Genomic DNA, 13,602 nt, shown 5'->3' on the forward strand with positions numbered 1-13,602 from the left:
GTGACTGACCACAGCATCGACTACACCACCACGTGGAATGAAGTCGTCGCCGAGATTTTGACACAGGCCAACCGTCCCGAATCCTCGATTCCCACCCTCAACTACGCCCAGCAGGTGTTCCTCAAGCTGGCGAGTCCGATGCTCATCGTCGATGGCTACATGGTGCTGTCCGTCCCCGATAACCACGCCAAGAGCGTCATCGAAAATGAGCTGTCCGCCCACATCACCTCGGTGATGGCACAACGCACCGGGCAGCCGTGCACGCTGGCGGTGACCACCTCGCGGGCGGATTCCACACCTGCCCCCGCCCAGCCAGCACAGACGGCGCATACCGTCCAGGCTCCGCATCCGGCACCGCCAGCGGCGCCAAACTCGCGCCCGGCCAGCCCGCGGCCGACGGATCCGTCGCCGCAGCCAGCGCCGCGTGGTCGAACGCCGCAACCTATCGAAGACCCGATCCCACCCCGGGGTCCCTACCAGCCGGGCGAGCAGCTTCCCATGAACTTGGAAGAGCTCGCTGAGCAGCACCGTAACCAGCAGGAACAGCGTCGTCGCACGGCGCATCCGACGGCCCCCGCGCCGCAGCGCATCCCCCGGGAGAAGCCGGCGCACGACCCGAACCGGGAGACCTCGCTTAACCCGAAGTACACCTTCGAATCCTTCGTCATCGGTTCGTCGAACCGCTTCGCCAACGGCGCCGCCGTCGCCGTCGCGGAGGCCCCCGCCCGGGCTTATAACCCGCTGTTCATCTGGGGTGGGTCCGGCCTGGGCAAGACGCACCTGCTCCACGCCGCCGGCAACTACGCCAAGGAGCTGCAGCCGGGCTTGCGGGTGAAGTACGTCTCCAGCGAGGAGTTCACCAACGACTACATCAACTCGGTGCGAGATGACCGGCAGGAGGCGTTCAAGCGGCGCTACCGCAACCTGGACATTCTCATGGTTGATGACATCCAGTTCCTCGAAGGTAAGGAAGGCACCCAGGAGGAGTTCTTCCATACCTTCAACGCGCTGCACCAGGCTGATAAGCAGATCATTCTCAGCTCGGACCGGCCGCCGAAGGAGCTGACCACGCTGGAGGATCGGCTGCGTACCCGCTTCGAAGGCGGTCTCATCACGGATATTCAGCCGCCGGACTTGGAGACCCGCATCGCCATCCTGGAGAAGAAGGCCGCCGCCGACGGCAACCAGGTCGATCGTCGGGTGCTGGAGATGATCGCCTCCCACTTCGACACCTCCGTGCGTGAGTTGGAGGGCAACCTGTTGCGGGTCACCGCGTATGCATCGCTGGCCAACCTCCCGGTCACCGTGGAGGTTGCGGAGGTGGCGCTGCGCGACCTGCTCTCGGGCGACGACAACGTGGAGATCACCCCGGCGCTCATTAAGGAAGCGGTGGCGGACTACTTCCATCTCGACATCGACACGCTCATTGGTAAGGGTCGCAAGCGCCAGGAGGTGCACCCGCGTCAGCTGGCGATGTACCTGTGCCGGGAGCTCACCGAGTTGTCCCTGCCCAAGATTGGCCAGGAGTTTGGTGGGCGTGACCACACGACGGTCATGTATTCGCACACCAAGATCACCCAGGAGATGACCGAGAACCACGAGACCTACGACGAGGTCCACCATCTCACGCAGATGATCAAAAACCACCGCCGCTAGGTGGTGAGTGCGGCGGGCGCCGGGGGAGCGGCCGCCAGGCGTCTTCGGGCGTCGCCAGGCGTCGAGGCGACCATATCTGACGGGTGGATCCTCCACAATCCTCTCCACATCTGTGTAATTACAGCCTTGTAATTGCGTGATTTTGGACACACTTTTCGCCCGCTCGCGGCCTTTCTACGGCCACTCGCCGCCCTGCCGCCGTGCCTCCGGGAAGCTCCCACCGCCCCGCGCGGCCCGCCTTTTCGCCGCCCGGCACACCGCGCTGACCTGCGACAATAGGCTGTGGATAACCCGGGGCGAACTGTGGATGGGCGGGGGATAAACCAGGAGGGGCTGTGGAGACCGCGACAGGGCCGAAATTTATCCACAGGAAGCGGGAGTTATCCACAAGCTTCCCACAGCCCCGGAACGAATAACATTTTTGGCGATGTCCTGCCCCAACGGCCGTTCTTCCACAAGTTCCACCCCACCTACTGCTATTACCAAATTTCTTGTCATTCACTCCTGATAAAAGACGGGGCGTGGGGACAACCGATCCGGCGCCCGCCGTCCGGGAAGCGGCCGAGCAACGCCACAAAGAGGGCCCGGCGGCCGGCCACGACGGGCCGTCGACGCGGCCAAGGGCCCTTCGCTTCCCGGCGACTAGTGAGGGATGGGCAGTCCGTCGTTGCCCCGGTCCTGCGGTAGGTTGGTTTTTGTAGTTACAAAAGATCGCGCCGCCGGAAGGCGTCTGCGCGGTGGCCGTCAGGGAGGAAGACAACCATCATGGAGTCGCAGTCGGTGTCATTCCGCGTCGCGTACGAAGAGTTTGAAAGTGCCGTGGCGTGGGTTGCCCGGAGCCTGCCGTCGAAGGCGGCGCAACCGGTCCTGCGGGCCATGGTCATCACAGCCGACGCTGCCGGCCTGGAACTCGCCGGCTTCGATTACGAGATTTCCACCCGCACCCGCGTCCCGGCGGAGGTCGATGACGAAGGCTGTTTCGCCGTCGCCGGCCGGCTCATCGCGGACATCGTGAAAAACCTGCCGAAGAAGCCGGTGGAACTCAAGGTCAAGGGATCGAAAGCGCTGCTTAAGTGCGGTTCCGCGCACTTCGAGCTGCCGACGATCCCGCTCGACGACTACCCGAAGCTCCCGGACATGCCTGAGGTGACGGGCACGGTGACGCCGTCGTTGCTGGCGGAGGCCATCGACCAGGTGTCCGCCGCCGCCGGGCGGGATGACACCCTGCCGATGCTCACCGGCATCAACATGAAGATCGACGGTGAGAAGATCCGGCTCGCGGCCACCGACCGTTTCCGGCTGGCGGTGCGCACCCTGGAGTGGGAGCCGTCCTCGCCTGGTGTGTCCGCGGATCTGCTCATCCCGGCGAAGTCCTTGCAGGAAAACGCCGGCGCGCTCAACCCGTCCTCGCCGGACCCCGTGAAGATTTCCGTCGGCACCGGCGAATCCATCGGCGCCGAGGGCCTGTTTGGCCTGCAGATGGACGATCGCCAGACCACCACCCGGATGCTGGACGCGGACTTCCCCAACATCACCCCGCTCATCCCGAAGTCCCACACGGCTATCGCCACGGTGGACATCGCCGAGCTCCAGGACGTCATCCGGCGCGTGTCGCTGGTCACGGATCGCAACGCCCAGATCCGGATGGAGTTCAGCGAGAAGGAGCTGGTGGTCTCTGCCGGTGGCACCGACTCCGCCCACGCCGAAGAGAGCATCCCGGCGGCTTTCGTCGGACGCGACACGTTCCTCACCGCGTTCAATCCGAGCTACCTCAAGGACGGGCTCAAGGCGCTGCGCAGCGATCGGGTGGTGTTCGGTTTCACCGAGCCGTCGCGCCCGGCCATCCTCATCCCGGAACCGGAAGAAATGCCCACGGCCGGCGCCGACGGTAGCTTCCCCAGCCCCGAGACCCACTTCACGTACCTGCTCATGCCGGTGCGCCTTCCCGGTTAGGCCGGCCGGCGAGCACCGTGTACCTCAGCGAGCTAGACCTTCGGGACTTCCGGTCCTGGCCAGAGTTGCACTTAGAGCTCACCCCCGGGGTGACGCTGTTCGTGGGCCGCAACGGTTTCGGCAAGACCAACATCGTTGAGGCCGTGGGTTACCTGGCCCACCTGGGTTCTCACCGGGTGTCCCACGACGCGCCGCTGGTGCGCGCCGGCGCTGCGAGCGCGCGGATCTCCGCGACGACGATCAACCGCGGCCGGGAGCTGAGCTCGCACCTGCTCATCAAACCGCACGCCGCGAACATCGCCCAGATCAACCGCACCCGCTTGAAGTCCCCACGGGAGCTGCTGGGGGTCACGCACTCGGTGCTCTTCGCCCCGGAGGACCTCGCCCTCGTGCGCGGCGAGCCAGTGGAGCGACGCCGCTACCTTGACGCGCTCATCGCTGCCCGCACCCCGCGCCTGGCCGGGGTGAAGGCGGACTACGACCGGGTGCTTAAGCAGCGCGGCGCGTTGCTGAAAACTGCCGGTCAGGCGCTGCGGCGGGGCTACGACGACGCCGACGGCGCCTCGGCTCTGACCACCCTCGACGTGTGGGATGGCCAGCTCGCGGCCCTCGGCGCGCAGGTGACGGCGGCCCGGCTGGCCGTCCTTGCCGAATTATCCGAGGCCCTAAGCGGCGCATACGCGGCGATTGCCCCGGAGTCGCGGGTGGCGTCGGTGCGCTACAAGTCCAGCGTGGAGCAGGCGGTGGTGGAACTGGTCGGCGAGAGTGACGCCATCACCACCGAGGTCATCGAGGCGGCGATGCTCACCGAGCTGGGGCGCAAGCGGGCGAAGGAGATTGATCGCGGGCTGTCGCTCGTCGGCCCGCACCGCGACGATCTGCTGCTCAACCTGGGCGAGCAGCCGGCGAAGGGATTCGCCAGCCACGGGGAGACGTGGTCGTTCGCCCTGGCGCTGCGGCTGGCCGAGTATGAGCTGCTCAAAGGTGCGGCCGGGTCGGATCCGGTGCTGGTGCTCGACGACGTGTTCGCCGAGCTCGACGCGCGTCGGCGCGAGAAGCTGGTGGCCGTCGCCGCCGAGGCCGAGCAGGTGCTCATCACGGCCGCCGTCGGCGATGATGTGCCCGGAAACCTCGGCGACACCGAGGTGACCCGATTCACCGTCGAAACCCGAGACGACGACGATGGTCGCGTCTCCTACCTGGCGTAGGAAGGCAGCAATGAGCGACGAGCCTGAGCCGGTGATCGATCTCGTTGACCTTGCCCGCCACAATCTGGAGACGGTCGCAAAAAAGCGCGGCGTGCGCCTGCCCCAGCAGCCCGGTGGGCGGGTCGTTGTTCCCCGGCGCTCGGTGCCGCGGCCCACGCTCGCCGGGACGACACCGACCGGGACGACACCTACGGTGCCAGGTCTTGACCTGCCAGAACGCGAGCCAGTAAAGAGCCGGCGGGAGTGGATGATGGCCGGCCCGGATGGTCGCCGGCGTCGCCGGCCGTTGGAGGTGCCGCGCTTCGGCACGGTGGTGGGTCGGGAGATCCGCAACCGCGGCTGGGAGAAGGAACTCGCCGAGGGGTGGGTGTCGAGCCGGTGGGAGGAGCTCGTCGGCCCGCAGATCGCGGCGCACACCCGGGTGGAGATGATTAAGGAGGGCACGGTGTTCGTGACGTGTTCGTCGACGTCGTGGGCAACGAACCTCAAGTACATGCAGGCGAAGATCCTGCGCACCATCGCGGAGAAGGTGGGCGACGGGCTCATCACTCAGCTGAAGTTCTACGGCCCGAAGGCGCCCAGCTGGCGCAAGGGGCCGCTGCACGTCAAGGGCCGTGGTCCGCGAGACACGTACGGTTAACGAGCGACCAGGGGAAACGCTGTCAGCCGCGCGGAAAGGCCTCTTACACGCACCGACGGCCACTGTGGGGTGAGAGGGCGGGCGGTGTAGAATGGAGCGGTCTATAACCTAATTTCACGTCATGACCCAAGGGAGTGCCCAGAGCGTGGCTACCACGGAATCACACTACGATGCCTCATCCATCACCATTCTCGAGGGACTGGAGGCCGTTCGTAAACGCCCCGGTATGTACATCGGGTCCACGGGTTCCCGTGGCCTACACCACCTGGTGTGGGAGGTCGTGGACAATTCCGTCGACGAAGCCATGGCCGGCTACGCGGATAAGGTGTCGGTGAGCATCCTGGAGGACGGCGGCATCGAGGTGGTCGATAACGGCCGCGGTATCCCCGTCGATATGCACGCCTCCGGCGCGCCAACCGTCCAGGTGGTCATGACCCAGCTGCACGCGGGCGGCAAGTTCGATTCCGAGTCTTACGCGGTCTCTGGCGGCCTGCACGGCGTGGGTATTTCGGTGGTCAACGCCTTGTCGACGCGCGTGGAAACCCACATTAAGCGCGACGGGAAGCACTGGTACCAGAACTTCAACAACGCGGTCCCCGAGGAGCTGGTGGAGGGCGGCAACGCCCGGGGTACCGGCACGTCCCAGCGGTTCTGGCCGGACCCCGAGATCTTCGAAACGACGGAGTTCGATTTCGACACGATCGCTAAGCGCCTGCAGGAGATGGCGTTTCTTAACAAGGGCCTGACCATTGAGCTGACCGATAAGCGGGTGACGCAGGAGCAGCTCGAACTCGACGCGCTCGCCGAGCAGGGCGACACCGCCGAAATCATCGACGGGGATTCTTTCGACGACACCGCCCTCGAAGGTAGCGCGCCGGCGGAGGCCGACGTCGTCGACCTCGCTGATCGCGCGCCGGCACCGAAGCGGGAAAAGAAGGTGGTGTACCACTACCCGGACGGTTTGGTCGATTACGTCAACCACATCAACAAGGGCAAGACCGTAGTCCACCCGTCGATCATCTCCCTGGAAGCCAAGGGCGAGGAACACGAGGTGGAGATCGCGTTGCAGTGGAACACGAGCTTCAAGGAGTCCGTCCACACCTTCGCGAACACCATTAACACCCACGAGGGCGGCACCCACGAGGAAGGCTTCCGCGCCGCGCTGACCTCCCTGATGAACCGCTACGCCCGGGACCACAAGCTCATCAAGGACAAGGACCCGAACCTCACCGGCGACGACTGCCGCGAGGGCCTGGCCGGCATCATCTCGGTGAAGGTGGCGGACCCGCAGTTCGAAGGCCAGACGAAGACGAAGCTCGGCAACACCGAGATCAAGTCCTTCGTCCAGCGCGCGGTCAACGAGCACCTGTCCTTCTGGTTCGACGCTAACCCGGCGGAGGCCAAGGCGGTCATCAACAAGGCGGTCGCGTCGTCCCAGGCCCGCATCGCGGCGCGCAAGGCCCGCGACCTGGTGCGGCGGAAGTCCGCCACGGACATCGGCGGCCTGCCCGGCAAGCTCGCCGACTGCCGCACGAAGGACCCCAAGCAGGCCGAACTGTTCATCGTGGAGGGTGACTCCGCCGGTGGTTCCGCCAAGCAGGGGCGGGACTCCATGTACCAGGCCATCTTGCCGATCCGCGGCAAGATCCTCAACGTGGAAAAAGCCCGCATGGACAAGGTGCTCAAGAACAACGAGGTCCAGGCGATCATCACCGCCCTGGGCACGGGCATCCACGACGAGTTCGACATCTCCAAGCTGCGCTACCACAAGTTCGTGCTCATGGCCGATGCCGACGTCGACGGCCAGCACATCGCCACCCTCTTGCTGACCCTGGTGTTCCGCTTCATGCCGGAGCTCATCGAGGACGGCCACGTCTACCTCGCCAACCCGCCGCTGTACAAGCTCAAGTGGGCCAAGGGCGAGCCGGGCTACGCCTACTCCGACGCCGAACGCGACCAGCTGCTGGAGGAAGGTCTCAACGCCGGGCGCAAGATCAACACCGACGACGGCATCCAGCGTTACAAGGGCCTCGGCGAGATGAACCCCAGCGAGCTGTGGGAGACCACCCTCAACCCGGAGACGCGTATCTTGCGTAAGGCGGAGCTCATCGACGCCCAGCGGGCCGATGAACTCTTCTCCATCCTCATGGGAGACGACGTCGCCGCCCGCCGATCCTTCATTACCCGCAAGGCCAAGGACGTCCGCTTCCTCGACGTCTAACGCTTCACCGCTGGCTGCGGGAAAGGGGAGGCACTGCTGGTGGGCCGCTACCGGATGGATTACGACTGGCTGTGGGGTAAATGCCGCGACACCGCCACGGTACGGCTGCGCGTGACTGGCGAGGCGGCCCGCGGCGCGGTCGACGCGTTTCTCGCCGCGTTGCCGGCGGACGACGCCGGCGTGCGCGGCCGCGGCGGGTGGGCAGTGCGACGGACGCTATCCGCTCCCGGCGTGGTGGAACTCGAGATCATCTCCGGCGGCCAGGACGTCGCCGACGGCATCTTCTACGGCACCGACGCCGCCTACGAGGCACTGAAGCCCTTCGAGGTTGCCTTGAGCTGGGAGAACCTCGAAGGGCGGTAGCTGCTGGTGCTGCCCGTCCTAGGCCGACGCCGGCGCTTGCCCCTTCTTTGCTAAGGCGTCATTGGCAGCGGCGACGCCCGCCCGGGTCCGCAGCCACATCGCGACCCAGATGACCACATAGATGGCGGCGACCATGAGGATGAGCCCTACGATGGCCCAGCCGCCGGGAATCCACCGCAGATACAGCGCCGGCACGATGACCGTTGACACGATGAGTGCGAAGTGCAGCGCCGTTGACGTGGCGAGCGAGAGCGGGCGCTGGAAGATAACGCCGGACAGCATGTGAACTGCGCCGATAGCGGCGTAAATGGCCCGCTCGATGGCGACGGCCACGTGGATGTTGTCGAATTGATTGAGGAAACTGGCTGTGCCGGGGAGGAATTCCCCACCGGCGAGGGCGGAAAAGACCAGCTCCAACAGCACACCCACGGTGATGCCGATGGTGGCGCCCACTAGGGCCTTGGTGAGAATCTTCATGGCTAATCATTCCTTTCAGTGGTGGTGAGGCCGAGGGCCTTCTTCACAGCGGACAGCGAGCGCCGCGAGACGTAGCACAGCGTCGAATCGCTTAACCGGAGCTGGATGGTGCCCGCCAAGGACAGGTCGAGGCGGGTGACGTGGCGAAGATTGACGATTTCGGATTGGTTGATCTGGACGAAGGGGTGGGCTTCTACCCAGTGGTGCACGTCCTTCAGCCGGGGCTTGATGCGCCACTGCCCGTCAGCGGTGTGGGCGTAGACGTGTTTACCGCGGGTGTGGAAGCGCAGGACGTCCGTAGGGTCAAGGATGGTGGCGTCAGTGCCACGGGTGCCGACCAAGACCGCAGCACCGGGGTGTTCGGCCGCCGCGACGGCCGCGTGGAGGCGTAACGCCTGGCGGGAATCAGGAGAGAAAATATCGACGACGGCCTCCGCAAGCGAGGAGTCGATGTGGGTCGTGATCTTCATGGTGGCCCTCCCGGGAAGCGATGATGTCCTGCTGGTTTTCAGTACACCGGGAGGGAAGCAGCCGAGCAAGCGTGCCGGGCTATGCGGTTCCGGCAGGCGGCTAAGTGGTTGTTTGGCTGGGCCTACGACGCGGCCGGGTGGCGATTTTTCTTTGCCAGCGGCAAGGAGTAGATTCACACATGCGCGGGGCATTAGCTCAGTTGGTAGAGCGTCGCGTTCGCAATGCGAAGGTCAGGGGTTCGATTCCCCTATGCTCCACACGTCGAAGCAGGCCAGCAGCCGTCAGGTTGCTGGCCTGCTTTGCTATGAGCCTTCGAGGCAGCAGGGACCATGGGGCAGGAGTGCGCCAGGGCCGAGAGCGCGACTGTGCGTGCGGAGGCGACCCAGGGTGGATGGGCCAGGAGGCAGCCGAAGGTTGGAACGCCTGGCCAAAGCAGCGAGGCCGGTACGTGACAGGTACCGAATCACTACCCCCGTGTACATTTAGGTTGTTTGAAATAAGTAAATGTTCTAGCAGGGGATTTAGTATGGATTTAATGTAGGGTTCATTTTTTCGGGGGGGGGCGATGTAGCTGAAAATAACCTGAAGATCAAGTGGAAACGGCTTGGAGCCGGGTGTACCGTGGCGCTTGAACTGTCGTTTCCTCGTCAAAGGACTTTCTTATGGCCAAGCACCAGAAGCCGTCTCGTCTCAACCGCAACGCCGCCGCCCTTGCCATGAGCGGCCTCAACGTGCCCCTCCTGTCCCGTCGCCAGATCGCCCTCGGGACCGCCGCCGCCCTCGCCGCCACCGGAACCCTGCAGCTCGTGGGTCCTGAAGGGATGGTGAGCGTGGCCTCGGCCGTGATCGCACCCAACGCGAACCCGGCAGCGCCGCACCTGGGAGAGTTGGGCCAGGTCGGTGGCATGGACAACTGGAATCGTCCCGGTTCCATGTCGACTAAATATCAGGCCGAATATGAAACCGCCTATACGTCGAGAAATAAAAAAGTCAGTTCGAACGTCTCGAATTTCTCGGAGCTTCCGCCTGGCACTCGGTTCTTCCTGGCGAGCGGCGCCCGCTTCTCCTCCCCTCAAGGACTCGCCAATGTGGAGAACAATGTATATGGCCTGAACTGGGAGCAAAACATCGACGGAAGCTGGATCGGCTGGTTTGGTGGCCCGGGCGGCGCCTCGGCGGGAAACGCTCCCCAGGTTGATAAAACTACCGGTGAAGTCGGTCCTATCGGTACGGGTCTGATTCATCCGAAGGACGGTAGTGTTCGAAACATTCCGGTCGTTGTAGTCTTTCCCGATAATTCCTGGAACGTAAGTATTTCCCGGTTCTATGTCGGAGATAAGCAGGATGATCCGAACAAGGGGCAGGTGGATGAAAATATCTCTGACGTTTTAAGTGATCCGGAGCCCGAAAAGCCTAAGGATACGGCTGAGGACCGGGTCAAGGACTTGGTGGTACTCGAAGGTCAACCGATCGAGGTCACCAACCTTGGGACTGGGGCCACTCTGATTGGAACTCCGCCTACCGGGATCTCTCTGGTGGATGAATCGCTGGAGGGGACTCCGCGAGTGGATAATTGGAGCGATACCGTACCACGGGAGACCAGCAAGGAATACGACGTAACCATCAAAACCCCTAACCCGGACGGTTCCTTCAACCACGATCCCGTCAAGATAACTGTTCTGCGGGACACCGATGGCGACAAGGATCCGGATCGCTCGGACAATGACATCGATGGAGATAAGGCTTCCAACGCCGATGAGGATGCGGCCAATACCGATCCTTATAATGACTCGTCCGTTCCTCCGGCACCTACTCTGAATCCGGTCGATGAGGGGGACGAAGTTGTGACCGGTACAGGTATACCCGGAACCACAGTCACAGTAGAGCTGCCCGGTCGTGGATCAGTAGAAGTTGAAGTAGGCGATGGTGGCGAATGGTCTACACCAATCGGCTCTGAGCATCCTGTCAAGGAGGGGGAACAAGTCTCTGTGAGTGTTCCCTATCATGATCCGCAGAGCGTCAATGTCGGAAAGAATGATGATCCTGCCTTGGATCCGGCGGTTCCGACGTCGGTGAATCCGGTGGATGATGGTGATGAGGTCATCACTGGTAAGGGTGAGCCTGGTGTTGAGTTGACGGTGGGCTTCCCGAATGGTGAGTCGGCGACTGTGGTGGTTGCTGATAATGGGACGTGGACGTTGCCGGTGCCGGAGGGGGCGTTGATTCCGGGTGAGTCGGTGACGGTGGAGAGTCCGTTCCGTGATCCGGTGGAGGTCAAGGTGGGGGAGAATGATGATCCTGCCTTGGATCCGGCGGTTCCGACGTCCGTGAATCCGGTGGATGATGGTGATGAGGTCATCACTGGTAAGGGTGAGCCTGGTGTTGAGTTGACGGTGGGCTTCCCGAATGGTGAGTCGGCGACTGTGGTGGTTGCTGATAATGGGACGTGGACGTTGCCGGTGCCGGAGGGGGCGTTGATTCCGGGTGAGTCGGTGACGGTGGAGAGTCCGTTCCGTGATCCGGTGGAGGTCAAGGTGGGGGAGAATGATGATCCTGCCTTGGATCCGGCGGTTCCGACGTCCGTGAATCCGGTGGATGATGGTGATGAGGTCATCACTGGTAAGGGTGAGCCTGGTGTTGAGTTGACGGTGGGCTTCCCGAATGGTGAGTCGGCGACTGTGGTGGTTGCTGATAATGGGACGTGGACGTTGCCGGTGCCGGAGGGGGCGTTGATTCCGGGTGAGTCGGTGACGGTGGAGAGTCCGTTCCGTGATCCGGTGGAGGTCAAGGTGGGGGAGAATGATGATCCTGCCTTGGATCCGGCGGTTCCGACGTCCGTGAATCCGGTGGATGATGGTGATGAGTTCATCACTGGTAAGGGTGAGCCTGGTGTTGAGTTGACGGTGGGCTTCCCGAATGGTGAGTCGGCGACTGTGGTGGTTGCTGATAATGGGACGTGGACGTTGCCGGTGCCGGAGGGGGCGTTGATTCCGGGTGAGTCGGTGACGGTGGAGAGTCCGTTCCGTGATCCGGTCAGCATGACAGTCATCCCGAATACAGCTCTCACTGGAGAACTCCCCGATGGGTTCGAGGCCGATGACATCCCGGACCCAGCGGCCACCGAAGATGCCAAGTACGAAGACTTCTTCGAAACCGGTGGTGAGGTCATTGAGTCCACGGATGAGTCCCTCGGTGGGGTGACGCACACCGATGCTGAGTTCGGTGATTTTGATCCGTTGGCTGGTGAGACTGTCACTGGTGGTGAGGTCATTGAGTCCACGGATGAGTCCCTCGGTGGGGTGACGCACACCGATGCTGAGTTCGGTGATTTTGATCCGCTTGCTGGTGAGACTGAGTCTGGCGGTCCGGTGGAGACTGGTCCGTTGCCTGATGGTTTCGTTGGCGAGGATCTTCCTGATCCGGCAGCTTCGGACGAGGCTGAGTTCGGTGACTTCGTCGAAGACGGCGGCACCGTCGAAACCGGCCCGCTGCCCGACGGATTTGGTGCCGAGCCGAATGACTACCCGAATAACACCGTGGACCTCACCCCGGATGAGCAGGGTGCGTCGTGGGTTGGTGATGAGCCGAACGGTGTTGAGGCCAAGTATCCGGATCTCAACCCGGAGCCGGCCCCGAAGCCCGAACCGAAGCCTGAGCCGAAGCCGGTGGCGGATGAGCAGGGTGCGTCGTGGGTTGGTGATGAGCCGAACGGTGTTGAGGCCAAGTATCCGGATCTCAACCCGGAGCCGGCCCCGAAGCCCGAACCGAAGCCTGAGCCGAAGCCGGTGGCGGATGAGCAGGGTGCGTCGTGGGTTGGTGATGAGCCGAACGGTGTTGAGGCCAAGTATCCGGATCTCAACCCGGAGCCGGCCCCGAAGCCCGAACCGAAGCCTGAACCCAAGCCCGAGCCGAAGCCCGAGCCGGTTGAGGATCCTATCTTCTCTGGGCTGCTGAGTTCCGGGCTGTTCAGTGGGGATACCCTGGCGACCATTGTCGCTGCTATTGGTAACCTCCTCGGCGGTGGTTCAGGTTCGGGTAGCTCGTCGCTTGCCGGTGATGATGCCGATCACACCGCTGGTGTGATCCCGGGTGGTTCGTCTGATGGCGAGCAGGGTGCATCGTCTGCCGGTGGTTCCTCGTTACCGGGGTTGACTCTGCCGGCGTGGGGTTCTAGCCTGCCGGGTGTTCCCGCACCTGCACCTGCACCTGCCCCGGCTGGTGGGAGCTCTTCTGCTGAGCAGTCCAGCGCCCCGGCGCAGGGTTCCAGCGTGCCGGTGGGGTCGTCTGACGCGGGGAATGGCTCGTCCGCTGCTGTGGTTCCGGCTGTGGGTAGCTCGGTGGGTGTGGGGTCGTTGCTGGCCTTGTTGGCTCAGCCGATTCTGCTCGGCACCCAGGCGATCCAGGGTGTGTTCGGTGTGATCTGTGGGTTCTTCGCCCAGTTTGTTGGTGGTTCCGGTAGCACTACCGGGTCTGGCAGCGAGGAGGGTGGTGTGGTTTTCGGTAGCTCCGCGTGGGGCTTCCTCGGCCGCTTCTAACTGCTACCCACCCGGCGGGACGCTAGCGTTTTTGCCGGGTGGGCCACCACGCTAAGAGTTGTGAGGTGCCGGGGCCTT

Annotated in this window: 9 protein-coding genes and 1 tRNA gene; 8 read left to right on the forward strand and 2 right to left on the reverse strand. The window is 63.6% G+C overall.

Annotated features, from left to right (window positions below; translation table 11 throughout):
* The 6 genes from dnaA to CUTER_RS00030 all read left to right on the forward strand — a co-directional run bounded on the left by dnaA (nucleotide 1) and on the right by CUTER_RS00030 (nucleotide 8,041).
* Nucleotides 1-1,656 carry a chromosomal replication initiator protein DnaA gene (gene dnaA / locus CUTER_RS00005; protein ID WP_047258706.1) on the forward strand — a complete coding sequence of 552 codons (1,656 nt, stop codon included), beginning with the start codon at nucleotides 1-3 and terminating at the stop codon, nucleotides 1,654-1,656.
* Nucleotides 1,657-2,421: 765 nt separating this feature from the next.
* Nucleotides 2,422-3,609 (forward strand): DNA polymerase III subunit beta, encoded by a 1,188-nt coding sequence (gene dnaN, locus CUTER_RS00010; protein WP_047258707.1) that lies wholly within the window; start codon nucleotides 2,422-2,424, stop codon nucleotides 3,607-3,609.
* A 17-nt stretch (nucleotides 3,610-3,626) separates the two neighbouring features.
* Entirely contained in the window at nucleotides 3,627-4,817 is a 1,191-nt protein-coding gene (gene recF / locus CUTER_RS00015; RefSeq protein ID WP_047258708.1) for a DNA replication/repair protein RecF, read from the forward strand.
* Between the two features lie 10 nt (nucleotides 4,818-4,827).
* Nucleotides 4,828-5,457 carry a DciA family protein gene (locus tag CUTER_RS11995; protein WP_169747315.1) on the forward strand — a complete coding sequence of 210 codons (630 nt, stop codon included), beginning with the start codon at nucleotides 4,828-4,830 and terminating at the stop codon, nucleotides 5,455-5,457.
* A 121-nt stretch (nucleotides 5,458-5,578) separates the two neighbouring features.
* Complete coding sequence (gene gyrB, locus CUTER_RS00025) at nucleotides 5,579-7,678, forward strand: DNA topoisomerase (ATP-hydrolyzing) subunit B (protein ID WP_047258709.1); 2,100 nt, start codon at nucleotides 5,579-5,581, stop codon at nucleotides 7,676-7,678.
* Between the two features lie 39 nt (nucleotides 7,679-7,717).
* On the forward strand, nucleotides 7,718-8,041 hold the full coding sequence (locus CUTER_RS00030; protein ID WP_236684726.1) for a hypothetical protein: 324 nt from the start codon (nucleotides 7,718-7,720) through the stop codon (nucleotides 8,039-8,041).
* Nucleotides 8,042-8,059: 18 nt separating this feature from the next.
* On the opposite strand, the gene CUTER_RS00035 is transcribed toward CUTER_RS00030, so the two are convergent.
* Together CUTER_RS00035 and CUTER_RS00040 are read right to left on the reverse strand one after the other, a co-directional pair.
* A complete protein-coding gene (locus tag CUTER_RS00035; protein ID WP_047258710.1) occupies nucleotides 8,060-8,518 on the reverse strand; it encodes a DUF3021 domain-containing protein in 459 nt (152 codons plus the stop codon).
* Between the two features lie 2 nt (nucleotides 8,519-8,520).
* A complete protein-coding gene (locus CUTER_RS00040) occupies nucleotides 8,521-8,988 on the reverse strand; it encodes a LytTR family DNA-binding domain-containing protein (RefSeq protein WP_052843947.1) in 468 nt (155 codons plus the stop codon).
* 185 nt (nucleotides 8,989-9,173) lie between these two features.
* Here CUTER_RS00040 and CUTER_RS00045 point away from each other — a divergent pair.
* Nucleotides 9,174-9,246: transfer RNA gene (locus tag CUTER_RS00045), tRNA-Ala, on the forward strand.
* A 405-nt stretch (nucleotides 9,247-9,651) separates the two neighbouring features.
* Complete coding sequence (locus CUTER_RS11475; RefSeq protein WP_047258711.1) at nucleotides 9,652-13,524, forward strand: Ig-like domain-containing protein; 3,873 nt, start codon at nucleotides 9,652-9,654, stop codon at nucleotides 13,522-13,524.
* The last annotated feature ends 78 nt before the right edge of the window (nucleotides 13,525-13,602 follow it).

Origin of the sequence: Corynebacterium uterequi (genome assembly GCF_001021065.1) — a bacterium.
GTDB classification, from domain to species: domain Bacteria; phylum Actinomycetota; class Actinomycetes; order Mycobacteriales; family Mycobacteriaceae; genus Corynebacterium; species Corynebacterium uterequi.